The 17926-nt window shown below is 41.9% G+C and carries 25 protein-coding genes; 10 read left to right on the forward strand and 15 right to left on the reverse strand.

Going from position 1 to position 17926, the window contains the following annotated elements:
* Positions 1 to 6: 6 nt before the first annotated feature.
* The 13 genes from LEP1GSC059_RS06315 to LEP1GSC059_RS06380 form a co-directional block, all read right to left on the reverse strand.
* Entirely contained in the window at positions 7 to 654 is a 648-nt protein-coding gene (locus LEP1GSC059_RS06315; protein ID WP_017213688.1) for a structural cement protein Gp24, read from the reverse strand.
* Position 655: 1 nt separating this feature from the next.
* Positions 656 to 1861 (reverse strand): DUF2213 domain-containing protein, encoded by a 1206-nt coding sequence (locus LEP1GSC059_RS06320; RefSeq protein ID WP_017213687.1) that lies wholly within the window; start codon positions 1859 to 1861, stop codon positions 656 to 658.
* Positions 1862 to 1973: 112 nt separating this feature from the next.
* Complete coding sequence (locus tag LEP1GSC059_RS06325; protein ID WP_017213686.1) at positions 1974 to 2186, reverse strand: hypothetical protein; 213 nt, start codon at positions 2184 to 2186, stop codon at positions 1974 to 1976.
* Positions 2183 to 3775 carry a minor capsid protein gene (locus tag LEP1GSC059_RS06330; RefSeq protein WP_017213685.1) on the reverse strand — a complete coding sequence of 531 codons (1593 nt, stop codon included), beginning with the start codon at positions 3773 to 3775 and terminating at the stop codon, positions 2183 to 2185. Before LEP1GSC059_RS06330 ends, LEP1GSC059_RS06325 begins: the two co-directional genes overlap by 4 nt.
* 188 nt (positions 3776 to 3963) lie before the next feature.
* Complete coding sequence (locus LEP1GSC059_RS06340) at positions 3964 to 5391, reverse strand: anti-CBASS protein Acb1 family protein (RefSeq protein ID WP_017213684.1); 1428 nt, start codon at positions 5389 to 5391, stop codon at positions 3964 to 3966.
* Positions 5391 to 6140, reverse strand: coding sequence for a hypothetical protein (locus tag LEP1GSC059_RS06345; RefSeq protein ID WP_017213683.1), 750 nt, complete (start codon positions 6138 to 6140; stop codon positions 5391 to 5393). Before LEP1GSC059_RS06345 ends, LEP1GSC059_RS06340 begins: the two co-directional genes overlap by 1 nt.
* Positions 6127 to 6855 (reverse strand): terminase large subunit domain-containing protein, encoded by a 729-nt coding sequence (locus tag LEP1GSC059_RS06350; protein WP_017213682.1) that lies wholly within the window; start codon positions 6853 to 6855, stop codon positions 6127 to 6129. The genes LEP1GSC059_RS06345 and LEP1GSC059_RS06350 overlap by 14 nt, the downstream gene beginning before the upstream one ends.
* Positions 6855 to 7412, reverse strand: a complete 558-nt coding sequence (locus LEP1GSC059_RS06355) for a hypothetical protein (protein WP_017213681.1) — start codon at positions 7410 to 7412, stop codon at positions 6855 to 6857. Before LEP1GSC059_RS06355 ends, LEP1GSC059_RS06350 begins: the two co-directional genes overlap by 1 nt.
* Positions 7413 to 7428: 16 nt before the next feature.
* Complete coding sequence (locus tag LEP1GSC059_RS06360) at positions 7429 to 7770, reverse strand: hypothetical protein (protein ID WP_017213680.1); 342 nt, start codon at positions 7768 to 7770, stop codon at positions 7429 to 7431.
* A 13-nt stretch (positions 7771 to 7783) separates the two neighbouring features.
* Entirely contained in the window at positions 7784 to 8470 is a 687-nt protein-coding gene (locus tag LEP1GSC059_RS06365; RefSeq protein WP_017213679.1) for a M23 family metallopeptidase, read from the reverse strand.
* On the reverse strand, positions 8467 to 8907 hold the full coding sequence (locus tag LEP1GSC059_RS06370; protein ID WP_017213678.1) for a hypothetical protein: 441 nt from the start codon (positions 8905 to 8907) through the stop codon (positions 8467 to 8469). The genes LEP1GSC059_RS06365 and LEP1GSC059_RS06370 overlap by 4 nt, the downstream gene beginning before the upstream one ends.
* Positions 8904 to 9464 (reverse strand): hypothetical protein, encoded by a 561-nt coding sequence (locus LEP1GSC059_RS06375; protein WP_036057227.1) that lies wholly within the window; start codon positions 9462 to 9464, stop codon positions 8904 to 8906. Before LEP1GSC059_RS06375 ends, LEP1GSC059_RS06370 begins: the two co-directional genes overlap by 4 nt.
* 76 nt (positions 9465 to 9540) lie before the next feature.
* Positions 9541 to 9894 (reverse strand): MerR family transcriptional regulator, encoded by a 354-nt coding sequence (locus LEP1GSC059_RS06380; RefSeq protein ID WP_017213676.1) that lies wholly within the window; start codon positions 9892 to 9894, stop codon positions 9541 to 9543.
* A 73-nt stretch (positions 9895 to 9967) separates the two neighbouring features.
* On the opposite strand from LEP1GSC059_RS06380, the gene LEP1GSC059_RS06385 reads away from it, so the two are divergent.
* Entirely contained in the window at positions 9968 to 10801 is an 834-nt protein-coding gene (locus LEP1GSC059_RS06385) for an MORN repeat-containing protein (RefSeq protein WP_017213675.1), read from the forward strand.
* 152 nt (positions 10802 to 10953) lie between these two features.
* Here LEP1GSC059_RS06385 and LEP1GSC059_RS06390 read toward each other — a convergent pair whose 3' ends face one another.
* A complete protein-coding gene (locus LEP1GSC059_RS06390; protein WP_017213674.1) occupies positions 10954 to 11394 on the reverse strand; it encodes a helix-turn-helix domain-containing protein in 441 nt (146 codons plus the stop codon).
* A gap of 362 nt (positions 11395 to 11756) precedes the next feature.
* On the reverse strand, positions 11757 to 12179 hold the full coding sequence (locus LEP1GSC059_RS06400) for a transcriptional regulator (RefSeq protein ID WP_017213672.1): 423 nt from the start codon (positions 12177 to 12179) through the stop codon (positions 11757 to 11759).
* 96 nt (positions 12180 to 12275) lie between these two features.
* On the opposite strand from LEP1GSC059_RS06400, the gene LEP1GSC059_RS22870 reads away from it, so the two are divergent.
* The 9 genes from LEP1GSC059_RS22870 (at position 12276) to LEP1GSC059_RS06445 (ending at position 17917) form a co-directional block, all read left to right on the forward strand.
* A complete protein-coding gene (locus LEP1GSC059_RS22870; protein WP_017213671.1) occupies positions 12276 to 12596 on the forward strand; it encodes a hypothetical protein in 321 nt (106 codons plus the stop codon).
* Positions 12593 to 12811, forward strand: coding sequence for a hypothetical protein (locus LEP1GSC059_RS06410; RefSeq protein ID WP_017213670.1), 219 nt, complete (start codon positions 12593 to 12595; stop codon positions 12809 to 12811). The genes LEP1GSC059_RS22870 and LEP1GSC059_RS06410 overlap by 4 nt, the downstream gene beginning before the upstream one ends.
* Positions 12808 to 13014, forward strand: coding sequence for a hypothetical protein (locus tag LEP1GSC059_RS06415; RefSeq protein WP_017213669.1), 207 nt, complete (start codon positions 12808 to 12810; stop codon positions 13012 to 13014). Before LEP1GSC059_RS06410 ends, LEP1GSC059_RS06415 begins: the two co-directional genes overlap by 4 nt.
* Positions 13007 to 13282 (forward strand): hypothetical protein, encoded by a 276-nt coding sequence (locus LEP1GSC059_RS06420; protein WP_017213668.1) that lies wholly within the window; start codon positions 13007 to 13009, stop codon positions 13280 to 13282. Before LEP1GSC059_RS06415 ends, LEP1GSC059_RS06420 begins: the two co-directional genes overlap by 8 nt.
* Before the next feature lie 241 nt (positions 13283 to 13523).
* Complete coding sequence (locus LEP1GSC059_RS06425) at positions 13524 to 13997, forward strand: hypothetical protein (RefSeq protein ID WP_017213667.1); 474 nt, start codon at positions 13524 to 13526, stop codon at positions 13995 to 13997.
* A gap of 4 nt (positions 13998 to 14001) precedes the next feature.
* The gene (locus LEP1GSC059_RS06430) at positions 14002 to 14313 is read left to right on the forward strand and encodes a hypothetical protein (RefSeq protein ID WP_235592132.1); all 312 of its coding nucleotides are present in this window, start codon (positions 14002 to 14004) and stop codon (positions 14311 to 14313) included.
* Positions 14314 to 14328: 15 nt separating this feature from the next.
* Entirely contained in the window at positions 14329 to 15207 is an 879-nt protein-coding gene (locus tag LEP1GSC059_RS06435; RefSeq protein WP_017213546.1) for a hypothetical protein, read from the forward strand.
* Positions 15204 to 16916: a DDE-type integrase/transposase/recombinase gene (locus LEP1GSC059_RS06440; RefSeq protein WP_020980486.1), complete on the forward strand. Its 1713-nt coding sequence runs from the start codon at positions 15204 to 15206 to the stop codon at positions 16914 to 16916. The genes LEP1GSC059_RS06435 and LEP1GSC059_RS06440 overlap by 4 nt, the downstream gene beginning before the upstream one ends.
* Entirely contained in the window at positions 16913 to 17917 is a 1005-nt protein-coding gene (locus LEP1GSC059_RS06445) for an ATP-binding protein (RefSeq protein ID WP_020980501.1), read from the forward strand. The genes LEP1GSC059_RS06440 and LEP1GSC059_RS06445 overlap by 4 nt, the downstream gene beginning before the upstream one ends.
* Positions 17918 to 17926 lie beyond the last annotated feature (9 nt).

Raw genomic sequence — 17926 nt, forward strand, 5'->3', positions numbered from 1 at the left:
ATCTCCTTAGTTATCCAATGTGATTGTGAAACCTGACACGAGGTTCAGTTCCGCTATTCCGACATTTTGGTTTGATGCAAACTTAACCCCTGTGATAACGGCAGTCTTTCCAGGGATAGCGGTTCTACGAAACGACCCGACGACATTTGTGCCTTCTTGAACAACTCGAATACGAACCGTATCGAATTCCGTAGTTGCTTCCTCGCAAGGAACCCAAACGTATCCTTTATCAAAGAAGGTGCAAAGTTCACCGTCGTCGTAAGAAAGATTTTTCAGGTCTCCTGCGGCATTAGAATAGGATGTCACCCCATCAAATCGCAAATTGGAAGAGACTTGAACCGCGTCAGCACCTATAACAGAAATACCTTCTCCGCCAGAGACGAGCATCACTGCGGAACCAAAAGGTAATTTGCCGATTGAAACAACGCTTCCTCGCTTACGCTCGTCTTTCGAATCTCTGGAGGAGGTTCCCAATAGTCCGGGTTGTTCGTTATACAATCCGCCTTCAGGAACCGGAGCTCCAATGAGAGCGAATAATGCACCGATTGGGAAAAATACTTGTAGGAATTCGGACGGAATTACTTCGAAATATGAAATCCCGAAAATCACAATGTAAAACAAGGTTAGAAAACTTAACAAAATTTTCAGATTCATGTTACTTATCTCCTCTTTTGTTCATTTTCAGCCGTGCTTCCTGAATTTTCTTCAAATCATCAGCATCTTGCCTTGGAGTTGGTTTTTGTTGTTCCTGGTTATTCGAACCGCCTCGAACAGACGCTTTTTCGCGAGCAAGCTCTACGGCAGATTCATAGCGAATGTCCAATTCCTGATCGTCGATTGAATCAAGCTTTGCAGAAGGTAACGTTTCTTTGATGACCAGCGTCTTTAGATCTCTTGCAGAAACCCCGTCCGTCGTCGCGTCCGGCTTGATCGACTTAACAGTCTCGATCAACTTTATCCGGCTCTGAGCAATCGAGTCCTGAGTTGCTGGTGCCATTGCGGAAGCCAGAAGTTTTTTCATTTCCGCAAGGGCATCGGTTAAAGTTGCAACTTGTGCTGTTAGAGATTTGATAAGATCATCTTTTGTCTTATTTTGCTCTTGTTCCTGTGAAGGCGATTGCTTACCTTTATCGATAGGTTCCGGTGCGGGTTCAGTTGTTGCCGTAGAAGGCTCGGAATCATTTCGAGCGACTCCTAAGTTCTTTAGAAAATTACGAAATTCTTTTATCAGGTCTCGTTTTTCAGACATATTTTCTCCTGTTTGATTTTCATCCGTCGCAATGACGGCAAAGTTTATATCTTCCGGAAAATCGGCATGGTCGAGGTAGACGCGAACGGAATCACCCGCGCGGCCTTTGTCAACATGAGCGGCGTGGTTAAAACGAATATCTCTCTGAACTACATCGTATTGTTGTCCCCTGAAGGTGCCTGGCGTCCAATCGAGTTTCGAACGAAAGCCCGACGATATTTGCACCTTATCACGTCGTTTTAACGAATCTTTTAATTTTGCGTCCCAGATAGTTTCATTGACCCAAATTCCGTCGCCCTTCACTTTTACAGAGTCACCAAGAGAGCCTTTCGCATATAACGAATAGTTCGTATCGTTGATCAGCCCGTCGTTGTCTGAAATAGGAGGATGATTTTTAGTAATGGGTCTCCCCGGTATAGACGCGAGAGTTTCCGGAGAGAAAAGTTCTTCCGGTAATTTTGCCTCTCGAACAATTCTTCCATCAGAGTGAGTATAAGGGAATACACCGACACGAGCGAGGACGAGAGGGCACCGAAGAACGGCTTCATCCTCTATAAGTCCTTCCAGCTCGACAGTTGCAGAATCGTAACGAATTCCGTTTTCCGGTTTCACGCATTGAATAATAACGTAAACCTACCAGAGAAACAAGGTCGCAAGGTCACACAAGAGACCGCAATTTCCGACGTTTTTAGTGGAGGTGAGGAAGATTTTTTAGAGATGGAAACTACTTACGAGAATCGAGATCCGATTCCATCTGAGATACCATTGAGAGATTGAAATCAAAAATGTTTTGGGCTTCGTCTTCGGAAACGTTTTTAACTTTCATAATTGCTGCGACCACTTCGTTTCTTTGTGCACTGGGGTCGCCCAGTTTTCCATAAAGTTCAGCGACCTTATCCGGTGTTAAAGTTGGAAGTATATCTGAAACTCGTTTCATTTCAAGTAACCCATCGTTTTAAATATCTTATCAAGAACCGATAAGACAGGTTTGAAGTCGTCTTCATCCCAGTAATGATTTACGAAATTCATACTATTCTTTTTTTGAATTTGAGCAAGGAGATTTTTAGAACCGGTTCTTTCTGCTGTCCAAATCTCCGTCGCTCTCGCAAAGAGCTCCTCCGTCGTAAGAAAATAAGGAATCAAGCTTTTTTGAGTTCTGCTCAATGCAACAGGAACATCGAGGCCGGGAACTTTTGTTCGCCCCTCTCTACCGATTTGTTGTAGTCGCTTATACAACTCCGTTTTTTGAACTACGTTTTTAAACTCCGCGAAATCAGGCCCGGAATGACTTTCATATCGTCCATCCTTACCCAACCAACGATAGTCCATTGCATGCGCGAACTCGTGAACAAAAGTCGATTGGTATGTGTCTTTAAATTTCAATCCGCTGTTGATTTCAATTCGATTCGTATTCGGATTAAAAAGGCCCGCGATGTTTTTCTTTAAATTAGATCCGGCGAGATAATGGACTCCGATGTTGGTTCGATCCTTTGGAAATTTCAAAATGGAATCCAGATCGGAAATCGTTTTTTGAATGTTGGCGTGAACTGTCGGATCGGGAAGATTCAGATTTACTGAATGTAAAATCGGAACGATTGATTGAGTTTGAGGACGTGGGGGAAGTATAATTTTGGGGGAAGAACCAGAAGGCTTCGGATTATTCTTTTTAGATCCCTGTGGTCCCCATGAAGGTTCTGCCCAGCACCGACAACGATAATCGTCACCGGGAGCCAGTCGAGCAGGCAGCCCACCTTTGCGATTAACAAAGGGAAGTTCTCCCCACTTGTAAAATTTATCTGCGACATGTGAATGAGAATCTCGAACCTTAGAGTCTTTTTGAGTTCTCCAAACGAAGCCGGGAAATCCGGCATTTGTTTGCCTGAGTTTGTTTTGTTGGCTGAAAAATTTTCCGGTTTGGTCTTTCGCCCAAAACTCCGCACGACGTTCGGAAACTCCAGTTGCGTTTTGGATTTGGGTAGCAATGTCCTGATACTTCAATCTTTTGGTAAGTCCATCGGTTACGATTTTCTGAACAGCTTCGAAGTGGTCTCGGAAAGCGTTGGACGCAAGACTCGATTGTTCCTTTATCATCTTGTTAACTCGGTCCCAAATTTCGCCGGACTCTTTTTGAGAGACTGGAATTCCAGGAACGCGAAACAACGATCGATCACCTCCTACAACCCCAGCGCGAGGCGGGAAGTTCATACTTTCATATTGTTTGTTAATGAACGAATTCGTTTTGTCCCGAGACCACGCATCGATCATTTGAACGTTTTGTTTGATCTGGGATTCGAATTCTTTTCGAGGAGCGAAATCCCCATATTGATTTTTGAGTTGGTTGAGCAAGACTCGGAGATCGGAAACATCCAACCGAACAACAGGCTCAAAGAAATAGCCATCCGCACGTGCCTCTTTAGAATAGGTTTGAACACCGTTGAGGATTACAGAGTTTACCTGTTTGGCAAAACGGGAAACCTCATCTCTCCAAAGTTTGGAATATTGTAGTTCTAAACTTAGCGGATACACGGTTTTTTCCCCTTTTTCAGTGCAGGATGGAAAAATGGGTTTACGACGGCAAAAGGCAGGTTGTTATTTTTAAATAGGACTTGTTCAGCATTGTTCAGCAAACCGCAAGTTGGCCAAAGATACCCCCAAAGTCCAAAAACCCCGGAAAATGGCCTTATATTCGATTCTTGGAACATTCAAAATTACTGTTAAACAGGACGATTAAATTCTTCAGGGTTTGAAAGACCCGGTTCGCTAAAATCTAAGTGGCCGCTATCATCTCGAGAGTAATCGAAATTTTCCATTTCAGGAAATCTCTTTTGCTTAACCTCCCCAGGTGAAAGGGAACCGATTGTTACATAGATTTGATCCGCTTGAGCGTTCTTGAGGTTTGTATCGGCTTCGGATGCAGGGGAAGATTTACACAACGTTTTAAATTTAAACTTCCAGTCGAGAGATGCGAAATCGCCATTTAGAAGTCTGTAAATCTGTCCCTCAGTCGATCGGATTCGTAATTTGATAAATTGGTCTATGATGGGACGGACTTTGAGTTCCTGAAAGCGAGAAACATCCTCGAAATAACTTACGTCGTCCGATGGATCACTATTCCCAATATTGATTACGGATTGTGTTCGCCCTAAAATTTTCGAAATAGGTATTTTTGAGAGACCTGACAAGACTTTAAAAATGAATGAAAACAGAGTTTCGAGTTGTGAATCAGAAATCCCCGAGTTTCCAAGACGAGTAAGAGTCTCGTCTTTTCCGAGCATTGCAGTGGACTGAGTGGAAAGCGTATGTCGTAACAGCCGAAGAAACTCCATCGTTTTTTCGGGAGAAGCAGAGTCCAATTTGTCCGTTGTAAGAACCTTTACGGCCATCTCAAAAATCATGGAAGTCGTCGACCAAAGGGCCGTATCGATTGCAACAATCCCATCGTAGACTTTTTCTACTAAGGAAATGCCCCTCTGAGAATCCCAGTTCCAGCTATTGACCAACCAGTGTGACCGGGAAGAATCTAACTCTACGCCAGATACAGAACAAATCGGCTCGTTATAGAACTTAGAAAGCGGATCGCTCGTTTTTCTCCTGACGGAAAAGCGACTCGCATCGATTATGTTTATGAATTCGAGATTCCGAATCGTTTCGGGCATTGGTTGACGAAGCATGAAATCGGTCTGTGGAATATCCGATTTAATTCCCCAAAAAAGCAGAGAGCCACCGTGATTCATCCGAGAGCCTTGAATATGTTCTGTAATTTTTTCCTGAAGCTTGAACTCCTCCATTTCATTCATCAAAATTCTGGATATGTTTAGGCCTTTGATACCTGAGTCCGGATCATCCTTATCTCGATTTGTTTCGATTTCGATCCATGCGCGGGTTGCATCTTCCGAGACGGAATCAACTATGTTGGCGAGGAAACCGTTTGATTCGTAAAGCGCGCGTGCAGTCACTGGAAAAATCCGTTCGGGATTTGGTGCAACACCTCGTAGTTTATCTCTTCCTGTAATGCCTTTACCGGATGCCATGTGCATCAGGGTATCGAGTCGGGCAACGGATTCAGATGCGTCCAATTTTGCAACGCGGACGGATGTATCGATTCCTAAGTTCTTATAATAATTGCGACGCTTACGAGCCATTACCACCTTCCTTCGTTTAGGAGCATTTCAAAAAATCCGATCCGATTTTTCATTCCTTCCGCCTGGGGGCCGAATTTTGTTTCTTTGATGAGACCAGCCAACGAATCCGGGGCGTCGTCGTGGCGTTCTATGATTTCCGAATATTCTAAAATCTGCTTGATATACTTCGTAGAGACAAAACGAGAAAATCGAATTTTATCCCAGTTCATTCGGACGTATTGTTGAATTCTAAACTCTTTCGAACCGGAACTCATAATTCCCTTACTGGAAATGTTTCGCCTATTCATTTCTATTTCTAATGCTGTTTCCCCTTTGTTGTTTTCTATGAAAAGGCGAGTTACGTTATGTTGTTTACAAAGCTTCTCAACTCGATCGTAAGATTCTAAAAGTCCTGCACGCCATATTTCACCAGCGCAAACATAGAACTTCTCTCCGTTCGGTCCACCCGCAGAAAATGCATTGAAGTCTTTTTTCCTATTCGCTTCACGAAACGCCGGGTCCCAAAACGCAAATATCTTTACATCATTTGGAGTTTCTTCATATTTCGGGTCACTGAAAATTCTTTCGGCAACATCCATTGGAATTTGTTGATAAAGAGCACTGAATCGGGTTTCTCCAATCCGAGACCTCAGTTTCAAAACATTCTCAATTTTAAATCTTTCAGGCCAAAGAGAAGTCCCGTCTTCTAAAATTGCAGGAAGACGGAGAACATGCCATTCACCTTTTATCTCAGGCTCAAACAGCTTCAATTTCGGACTCCTTATCTTCTCCGGTTAATCTTCCGGTAAGGTCATTGCGCAACCAACGAGTATGAGGAATCAAGATAATCCCGTTAGGAGAAAGACGCGTTTCTCCAACAGACATAAAATTCTCGATGATTTTTTCAGAGATTACCTCCGATGTCGCTTCCTCTCGATTCTTATACGGATCATCGACAACTAACAAATCTGCGCCGTCTCCGTTGAATCCTCCCTTGAGTCCTGCACTCAAGACGAGTCCGCCAGATGTCGTTTCCCATTCAGCAGCCGCTCTCATGTCAGGACGAACTTTTACTTTTGGAAATATTTGAGAAAATTGTTCTGATTCTACACAGTCTCGAACCCAACGACCAAAACGCGCGGCTTTCTCATCTGAATAGGAAAGTAATATTACGTTTTTATCTGGATGCCTACCGATAAACCAAGCAGGGAAGATTCGAGTGCAAATCTGACTTTTGCCCCTTCGTGGTGGCATGTTAATAATGCTTCTCGTGACTTCCCCTTTCTCCATTTTTTCGAGAAGGTGAATGATCGATTTTATGTGGAGAGGGTCTTCGAATTTTGGATCAATAAAGCGTGCGAAAGCTGCTAAGGATTCTTTGCCATACTTTTTTCCGTATAAATTGCGATCTTTCTTCTTAACTTTGGAAAACTCTTTTGTTCCAAGTTCATGAATCGACTCTAATATTTCTAAACCCGAAGACATCATGGAACCTGATTTACTTTAGAAAGTTTAAATGCTTCGATTTCTTGATGAATTTCGAGAGCCAAATTCTTTTCCCAGTGGTCGCTGATTGCTCTTCCAACTGGTTCACATCGTTTAAAGATTTTTAAAACGATTCCAATTATCTCACTTGGATTCAGTTGTGCTCCATATTTTTGCGGCAACGTCAATTCAAGTTCTGAGATTGCTTTATAAGCATAGATAGCGTTATCAAGACTCGTAAGTTTCGGAGTCTCTTCCGTAATTTTCTTATACAACAAGTCTGCAATCGTCTTAGTTCTTTTTTGAATTTCTACCATTCGATTTTCAACGATGGCCTCTACTTGTTTTTCTGCCCTCGCGACGAGACGGTTCCGTTTATCATCCCATGTTAAACCATCCCTGTCTTTTTCCTTCGACCATTCATCGATAGTTTTTGCGGTAGTCTTCGTTCCATATTCAGAACGGATTTGTTTCGCTACGCTATTTTTAGAAGACCCAGAGCCGGAAATAGCATAGAGGAAAAAAGCGCGTTCTCTTATAGCTGGTTCTGTGCTCATTTCTATTTTCTTACGATTAATCTGGTTGTTCTTCCGATGCAACCGGAGTGTCGTGAGCGTAATTGATTGCCGCGAATACTCGCTTCATCAGAATTTCGTAAAACGTTGTCGTGAAACAAAAGTTAAGAAGCAGAATCACTGCATAGTATCCGAGTTCGGGAATGGAATCCCCAGATGCAAATCTTACAAGTTCGAACACGAGCGCTATCACAGTTGCAAGAATCAGAACAAACCGAGCTTTATCACGGCGGACAAATTCGGAGTTGAAAAAACGAAACGCCCACTGGCTCAAAAACAATACGAGAGCCACGTAGAGCGGAATGAATAATCCAATGATAGCCTGAGTTAAAATTTCCATAATTATACTCTCCTTATATTAGATTTTTGGATTTTAAAAACTTCGCCGGGTCCATCGGTTTGGGCCAGGACTGTTCCTTTTTATTCCAAGGCCAAACTTCAAAATGTAAATGTGGTCCCATGGAATAACCGAGATTTCCAGATCTTCCGATGATCATTCCGGCCTTTACGTTTTGTCCCTCGGAAACGATGGAATCGACATGTTTGAATTTGTATTGATTTCTGGTATGGATTCCAACAGCGATTATGTATGGAGTCCAAGCTCTACCTTTAGGAATCTTATTTTTAGAAATCAAATCCATCCAGGTTCCGGATTCGTAATCATAACGAAATCGAACCGGATACTTTTCGTCTTTCTTGAGAACTGTTTTAATAATACAGTCTTCAGGAATTTTGATTTTCCTTTCGCCTCCTAAATCGATCCCCAAATGGAACTGTCTCGAAGGTTTTCCGTTTATACTCAGAATTCTCCAACCAAACGGAGACGTTATGTGTGGTTCATCGACTGGGCATACAAAGACCGGACCGAAAACTGGAGGAAATGTTGGAAGACTTGCTTCCGAACCGATCCGATTCGTTTTTGCTTTCGATAGAGTCGAATCGTTCCAGTAGTGTTGTGTTTTCTGGATCGCGTCGAAATCAAGAAAATGTTTTTGTATTTTAAATGAAGCGGATTTCAAAAAATCTAATATTGGATTCATACGATTCTTCCTCCCAAAAGGCTACTAACAACTGGAAGCCCGTTGCGCCTCAAGGCCAGAATTGCCGCTACAACCAAAACAAGAACGAGCAACAGAAAGATTCCAAACCCAAGGATTGCGTAGTAAGTCCAACGAATTCCTTCACCCTTTCCGGCTTCTTTAGATACCTTAGTTAATTGCACGTCCTTCTTCTCGTTCGATACGTTACAACGATTCAACGCTTCGTTTAGTCGTCGTATCTCTTTCGCGTTTTCGATGTTACGCGCATCGCATCGATCCAGTTCTGACATTGCTCGTTCCGTTGCACCTGGACGATCCTCGATCAAAGCCGTTTTCGTTTCTTTAATTTGTTTACTGTCTTCTCTTACGGTTGGCGGAAGTTTTTGAAAAACCGCGCACGCACCTAAAAGCAAAATTATAACTGAAATCTTTTTCATCCTGCTCCTCCGTGATCTTTGGTCGAAATTGAAATGTGCTCAGCATCCCCAGCGAGTATTCGGAAATTGGTGGCGTGATTTTTGAATCGATCCTTCGGAAAGTTTATGTTCAAGAAAATTCCGTTTTTCTGAACTACATCGATTAAGATTTTTGAGAGTGCGCTAACTGCCGCAGAGGATATGTAATCAACATTCAAAAGAGAGAACGTCAACTTTACATTCGGATACGGGTTACCGAGTTTTGCCCGGACTTCGCTGACAAGATTAAAAAGAAAGTCATAAAACATTTCTGTGTCGCGGACTCGAAGTGAGTTTATGAATTGTATAGACGTTACGTGTTCCTGAATGAACCGCGCACCCGGAAGAGAGTTCGTCTGAATTTGAACGACAGAGATTGTATCTTTTGAATCCAGTCGTTTTGTGATGAGTTTGGAAAGAAGTCCGAAAATGGATCCAAGCGGCTTTCGATAAACCAGAAGGACCATAAAAAATAATATTATGGAAACAAGAAATAGAGAGATATGATCGATTTGTAGAAGTGCTTTTAATTCATCCATGTCACCAATGCTAACATGGGAAATATCGAATGCACAACGTCGGCATTGCCCCCTAAGTGCCGCGATTTCCGCTCGTTTATGATTCTTCTCGATCGCAAAAACGACTTTGAAAAAATTCATCCACTCCAATGCGAGAATAGAGAACCGTTCCATCGTAAAACTTCCAAAATTTTCCTAAGAGTCCTTCGCGGCGATAATAGCTAATTCTTCGCACGCTTCGCTTGAGTAGAGCTGCAACTTGTTGCGGCGTCATGGTATCTTCCGGATCTTTGGGTATTGCTGGATTCGTTTGTAAAGTAGCAGAACGTTTTTGCTTTAACTCTTGGATCGGTATGTTTTTAAACAAAGAACCTTCGGTCGTATATCCTGTTACAGTTTGTTTAATATTTTGTTTATTAGATTTCTGAGAGGTCTTACTTTTTTTGGCCATACGGCAGACCAAAACTAAGTTTTCGAATTGTCAAGTCCGGTTGGATATTGATTGTTTTCATCTGGAGTAAAAAATGAAATCAATCAGTATCACAATTATCTTATTTATCTTTTTCTTAAATCCGATTTTTGCGGAAGAGAAAACCCGTATGTGTATAGAAGGAGATTGTCAAAACGGAAAAGGGAAATTACAAAATGAAGAAGGTGTAATCGGAGAAGGTAATTTTAAGAACGGAAAATTTCATGGTTTAATAAAAGTGTATGAAGCAAATAACCTCGAAAGAATTTCAACGATGTATTTTATCAATGGAAAGATCGATACATCTAAACTGGTTTATAGTTGGTTTGATAACGGAGATCATTACGAAGGATTCTTTGATTCTAAAATGGATCCTCACGGAAAAGGGAAGCTAACGTATCTGGATGGAAGTGTTCAGTGTGTTTACGAAGGCTCTTTTGTAAATGGCAAGAAACACGGCCAGGGAAAAATCAAATGCGAAGACGGAACCACCGAATCCGGAGAATGGAAGAACGACAGAAAATATTTTATAGTTGAACTCGACTTTGTATGTCGCTCGCTCCAACGAGTAGACAAGTGGGAAGGCGGAACCGTAAACGGAAAACTGAAGTTCCGAATCATGCGGAACGCAAATGATTTACAAACCAACTTAAAAAACTGGGAGGGAATCCAGGTCGGCGACGATTGGAACGGTTACACAATTGCCGAAGCCGAATACTTTGACAAAAACGTGATTGCCACATTTCTGCTTTTTATTCCATCAGGGATGAGCAAAGATTTTGATAAACTTGTCGCGCGGACGAGAGATATTCAAATTCATGGAAGAGCGATCGCCGTAGCTCATGCAGAAAAACGTTATCCTGTTATATACGTTGACAAAGTGCAATGAAGAGAAAAGGAAAATGAATCGTCTCATCTCATGTGAGACGATTATGAAAACTACAGACGACAAATTAAAAACTCTTCTTTATAATTTTGCAAGAGATTTAAAAAAAGAAACAGCCTCGCTCAAAGAGCTGATCGAGATATATCACATAAAAATTAGTCATGCTTTTCAGGAAAAAGTCGGTCGAAAAAAATCTTAAACAGCTTTGAGTCGGATCGACTGAGTTCCAAAATTCTTTCTATATCCTTTCTTATCCCCGATTCATCGATCTGTCTGATAAAAACTCTATCCCGTTCAATTTCCTCAAACCGATCATGATTTTCCGGAGTCAGTTCGGAGAATATTTCCGCTGGGACCTTTTTCTCTCCATCCCCAAATAATATCCAAAAGGGGTTATATCCGAGTGATTTCATTAACGCATACGCAAAGTCAAAGCCTACGGGCCTCGCACCTGATAAATACCCATTTAACGTGGGAGGCTTGACATTTCCCGCCTCAGCCAATTGGTTTTGCCGAAACCCTGTCTCTGATAAAATAATCCTGATTCGATCGGAAGGATTATTATTTTTGGCATATTTTTGTTGAGAATTTATCATTGACTTTTAAAAATAACACAGAATCATTCGCGCATGTGAATCGTGTTTTATTATCGGTATTTTTTTGTGTCAATCAAGGATTATTTTTGCTGAGACGTCATGATTTGTCTATAGCAGTTAATATACTAAAACGCTACAACAAAAATTCCGGGAACTGGGGTTGGAAGATGGATATTCAAAATAGTAATTTTAAACTGGACGATAAAGACGAGCATCCGTCTGTCCCCATCCTTACTGATTTTTTTAAGACTCATATTCACGAATTTTTAAATACAGGCTTAAGGTTCGACGTTTTAGCGCATTATTTAGCAGTAGAGACTTCCATTATTCTAAAACCATGGATCAATAAAAGTGATAGTTGATCACTTTTTCCAGCTATCCAGTATTGCACGTATTACACTCGATTCACTCTCTGTTAAATCTCGGTTTAGATCTAAAATTTTGTCCACGATACTCTTGGCAACAGGCCGTTTCCTAAGGATCTGAATTATTTGAAACTCAGCATTCAATTGATCATCGCGCCCTTTCTCAACTTCGGGATCAGAAAACATATTCCCAACTTCAGTCAAAAGCCAGAGCGGATTTACATTATGTTTAATTTTTAACTTACGAATTGCTTCGGCTGAAAGGTCTTTAGTCCTCTCATTAATTAAATCATTAATTCTCCCTGGCGATAACTCCAAAGAGTCGGCCAATTCCTTTTGATTCATATTTAGAACTTGTAGTAATTTTTCAATTTGCTTTTTCAAAAAAATACCGATTTCGGTAAAAATTTTAATAGACAAATACCGTATTCGGTATTATGCTAACCTACAGGCTACCCCGTGCATAGAGAAAGCATCGGAAAAATAGGCCATAAAATCAAGGAGAAATCAAATCAAATGAGCGCAAGGAATATTGAACTGAATTGGATGCACCGATTTCTGAAGTTCTCAAATTGGATGCCTTCGTATTTTAAAATCTCGCTCCATTGGATCGCGGTTGGGTATTTCATTCCTTGGAATTACATAGAAGAGATTCAGGCAAATGGATTGCGAATCTTAAATCTAAAAATGCGTAAGGGTTTAAGTGAATACGATTCGTCACGGCAATTCCTACACGTAGTCATCACAATCATAAGCATTGATTTTTATACAAACATCTATTCGCGTGAAGGCTTCTATATTCAAGCCGATGCTCATGTCCTTGGAGTTAAGGCATGAACGCGATCCAACAACGGGAAGAGATTCAGCGCGAAATTGTATATCGTTACAAATACGTAAGTAAATTCGCAAAACATAATAATCTAAATGAGCGATTAACGTATGAATTTTTTGCCGGACGAAACAACAATCGCAGAGTGATCGCCGCACTCAACACAGAAGGATTCAAAAATATCCAACTGGTTCTCACTAAAGATACAGGAAGCGCGGCATGAATCCAACGCTCGGAATCAAAATACATCGCAAACGAGTAGCTGACTCGGTGCTCAAAATCGAGAACACATCAGACAAAAGTCCAATAGAAATCTTACTCTCTCGTTGTGCAATCTATGAATATTTCATCGATGATGCCGGACTAAAGAAACAATTCACCAAGTGGGTAGAAAAGAAAAAAATTCAGGATAATCAAAATGGCTAATCTTAGAAAATATGATCGCGTCCGCAGCCGTTTCCTTTGCGACCACGTTAAACTGTTGAAAGGCCACGGACTAAACGTCTACACAGTTTTTGATCGTTGCTGGAGCAAGGTCCCGGATGCCCTCATCAAAAAGCTCAACGGAGAAGAGCTATCTCAATACATTCGTCTGCACATTCTGCCTACGGAACTTTCCACCCAAGCCCCTCAAAACAAAGAAGGGTATAAAACGAAAAATCCAAAAAGCCACACGGTAGAAAAATTCGCATGAAATTTGTTAATCCAATCTTTCCAACATCCGACTTGTCTGATTGCAACCCAGGCAATTCCTCTTCCCTCGGTGGAGGTAACTCCATCGAGGGCATTTTTTCGGATACTATTGCTATTTCAAATATTCCACGATGCTCCGGATGCGGACAGTCCTCAGTAACAGTTTACCAGTTCAAACTCTGTAAGACATGTTTGAATTTGTCTTTCGTAAAACTGAGACCCTTAATCGATTCGGTAAGAATATGACTCTCCTGACGGTGGCAAAATTCTTTTTAGAAAATCCTAATGTTGGATTTCGTCCGACACACGTTGCACGAAACCTTAAGCGTTCGGAAAAAACAATCTACCGAACGATTCAAATTTTAATGTCCTGGCAATTCATAGAGGAATGTAACGGGATCTACATTCTCAACCCCGATACGATTGAGGGTAAAAGCCAAATTAAAAAAGCTAACGGAACCGGAGCCGTATACATATTGATCCACCTCCTTCCGGGCAAAAGCTTCTTTTCTGGAGAATTCAGACTCCTGACAGGGATACAATCCCTCGAACGTGCAAAGCGCAAGTTACTGCAAACAAATCTAATCTTGCCAGACCAAGAGAACGGTTTGTTTTTTTCAGAAAGTTTTCGCTGGCAGCTTGTTCCAAAAATTCAAATCAAACTCGCACAAGCTACGAGCCACCTACGGAGCCTCAGGAGGATTTATGGAAAATGAAAATATGCCATCATTAAAAAAAAGCCTAATGATGGCACGTATTCCCAGAGGCAGACATTTGCCATTAGAGTTATTGAAAATCTGTAAGATTAGAGAAGGTAGGAATACATTACGTGCAATCTCGATGGCATATAACGTAAACCAGGGAGACCTATCCCGTGTTATATCCGGCAAGCGAAACACAAAAGCTCATATTCAGATTTTAGAAATGGAATTTGGAATCTCCATCGAAGAAGTCCGAGCAATCTGGAAACGAGATGCGGAACGAAAACGAGAGTTAGGCAACACGGCCAACGAACTCAAAGATCAAACTTAATCAAATGGGTAGAATATGACAACCAAATCAGCGTTAGACGAATACAAAGACGAAATAGAAGACTCGGACAACAACGTATCGCAACCGGAAACGGCCCTGACAATTCCGAGCGCAAGCGAGGCGAGAGAGTTCTCGCCGGAACAGCGAAAGGCCTTGGCTCAATTGTATATCACTCAAGCCAGGGTGAACATCTTTCAAACCGCTCTCTCATTAACAGCAATTCGCAACCTCGAACTGTTTCATGAGCTTGGATATTCCGGATTTCATGACTGCGTAGAGCAAGAACTCGATATGAGCGGCAGAGTTGCATTAGAATATGTGAATGCGATCGAATCGTTTGGACTGGGTGACCGAGTTAAACAACTCATGGAAGCATCTCCGAAACGATTCCTGCAAGCTGCCAAGGAAGTCCGACTCAAACAACTCGAAGGGGAAACCTTAACCCTTTCCGACGGAACAGTCGTTTCCGCGGAAGAGTTTTTAGAGGAGCGGATTTCCTCTTTAGAAAATTCTTCAAAGAAAAAAATCAAATCCCTGGAAACGGAAAATCAAACCGTAAAGGCCGAAGCGGAACTCCTCCGAAAAAAACAAGCAACCCTGGAAAAGTCGATCCAGAAGAAAGACGACCAAATTGATGTTCTTCGGAAATCCAAGGACATCGATCCGGATAAACTCCTAAAAATCAAGAGTCAAAGAGAGGCGGAAAAAATTATCGATGAGTGTAACGCATCGATCCTTGACGCGCTGCAACGAATTGAATCCATCCCGGAAGAATCTCGAAACGGTGGGTTAGGAATCTATCTATCTCGAACAATCGCGACAATGGAAATCTCGCTCAAAACATTAAAGATGGCGTGGTCGAGCCATATTTTTCAAGGAGAGACGCAAGAGTGAAACAATTAGATCCAGATTTGTTTTACGAATTCTATTCGGCTTGGAAAGAGGCTCCGTCAAAACATTCCAAAGGTGAAATGATGCGTAAAGCAGCCGCCACCTTTGGGTTGTCGGAAGACGCAATCCGTAGAAGATTCGAAAAATTTAATATTGGATCAGAGTTAGCCGTCGTCTCAGGTCAGATAAAATCAAAGCGAAAATCAAATCTAAATCCTGAACGAATGGATCTCCGGGAAACTGAAGCGAAGATAATTGCCGAGATTGTTTATTCAAATCTGTCTGGCAAAAATCCGAAACCACTCTCAATGAAACTTGCGTTAAGGAGGGCACGAAACAGCGGACAGATACAACTGCCTTGGACCGAATCCACCGCAAACCGGTGGTTGAACCGTCTCGGTCTCGGACGTCATGAAATGCAATCGGAAGAGGCATCACGAACGTGGAAAGAACCGTATTCGAATTCTACGCACATGGTCGACGCGTCCGTTGCAGCCAGGTATTTTTTAAACCCACGCGGTAAAATCGAACGCCGCTGGTTTCTGGACGACAAAGACGAAGAGACCGCAATGCTCAAAGACAACCTGATCAAAGTGTGGATTTATTCTCTCGTAGATGTTTACTCAAAAGTATTTTATCTTTGGGCCTATGGCGGAAAGGCGATTACGCCAGGAGCGAAACATCGGGGCGAGAATACGGCGGACTACTTTGATTTTTTCAAGCGCGCTTGGATGCCTAAAGTCGATCGCCGGAACCCATTTGAAGGAACTCCAGAATATCTTTATAACGACAAGGGGTCTGGACTCAAAGGTGCTAAAAACGCACTTACGCGACTCGGTGGAATCATCGTTAAAACACACACACCAGGGCGGCCCAAAGCAAAAGGTCCAGTCGAACGTAGAATCGGAATTTATAAAAACATCATAGAACCCGCGATCGACGGCAAGAAGTTTGCAGACCTCAAGGAATTGAATGATTTTCTAACGTTATATACCATTCACGAAAATCAAATCAGTGGACGATTTGATCTCTGGCTTGCAGGAACAAAAGACAAACCAATCAGGCGAATTACAGAGCAAAACTTTTACGACGCTACAGTAACATTCGATAATCGAGTCGTCAACAATTACGGCTGTATCGAATATCGAAATCATTCCTATGGAGTCGCTTTGGATTTGGTAGGCCAAAACGTCACTCTCTTCAGAGACCGCGAAGGAAATCTCGTAGCAGAGGATAAATTAGGAAATCTTTATATTTGCAATCCGGACGGAGCAAGAAGTATATCGCAACATACAGGATACCAAACGCAATCATCGGACACATGGCTGAAAACCGATCGTATGAAGTTACGTGAAGATATCCGTGATGGCGCCAAGGGACAACGTAAAATTTTTACGATCGAAGATCTTTATCCAGAAGCAGAAATGGAAAACCTACGATACTTTCCTGCAAATTCAGTCCCTGTCGAAACTCCCGCAACGATGGCACCAAGTGAGTTCACCGAATTGGAATCGGCGTGGAGCTACATCGAACGACGTCTTTTAATCTATCGTTCCGAAATGCCAGTTGAACTTTTTGAAGCCGTCCAGGGACGACTGAATTCAAGCCTTGCCCTCAAAGGCTCGATTACTAACCAAGAAATATATGAACTTTTGAATATTCTGAATAACATTGATTTTGAATCTAACGATTCTAAGGAGAACGCGGAATGAGTTTTGTAGATACGGAAAACACAAATAGGGTAATTAGAGCAATCAAGCATGCCGTCGACAGTTCCGGTTGGGAGTGCGTCGTCGGACATGTTGGCGCAGGTAAGACGTTTCTATACGAACACATGCTACATTTTTGGCGCGATTATCCGAATAGGTTTCAAGTAATTGAAATGGGAAGATGCTATGAAAGTTTCGATTACAACATCAATCAGATTATGAAAGTGATGATCTCTGAACTTAGTCCGGATAGAGAAATTCCCGGAAGCGCTCATGCGAAACAACTGATTCTTAGAGAGATCCTTACTGCCGCTTTTAAACGAAAGCGTAAGATCGTTCTATTATTCGATGAGTCACAGGCTCTCTCTGGCAAACTTCTTAGAGACCTAAAAAAGATTCATGAGATTAGCATTCCCGAAAAAGAAAATCTTTTCTCAATCGTCATGTTTGGAAAAAACGAAGGCCCTTGGCTTCGCTCTTTGATTAAGACTCAAGAGATTGGATGGAGAATTCGCAAGACGAATTTGGAACCGCTTAAAGACAACGAAGTTCTTTCATTCGCAGAGCGAGCTTTCGAAGTCAAATTCGAGTCTGGACAGAATGGACAAAAGTCTCGTCAGATTTTTATCCAGAACACATTCCCGACTCCACTCGGAGTGAAACATCAGATCCAAAAAATCGAGAGAACATTCCCTGGATGGAATCGAGTTCTCACTTATGATCAAGCAAAGATCATCTTTCCACAATCCTTTGGAGAAATACTCAAAAAACTTAAGATCACTCAACGTGAAGTAGCAAGAAGAGTTCGAGAAATTACGGGTAAAGAATTAAGCAAAGCCGCAATCTCTACATATCTAAGCGGTGACGAAAGTGACATTAAGAAATCAAGACTGAGTCTTGACGGTCAAAAGATGACGTTCGAAGCGGCTATAGATCTAATCAGAGATCGTTCACCGGGTGATGTTCAGTCTGCGGAAGTCCTCCTAAGAACAGCAAACGAATAACGCAATATT

The organism is Leptospira noguchii serovar Panama str. CZ214, from assembly GCF_000306255.2.
Taxonomy (GTDB): Bacteria; Spirochaetota; Leptospiria; order Leptospirales; family Leptospiraceae; genus Leptospira; species Leptospira noguchii.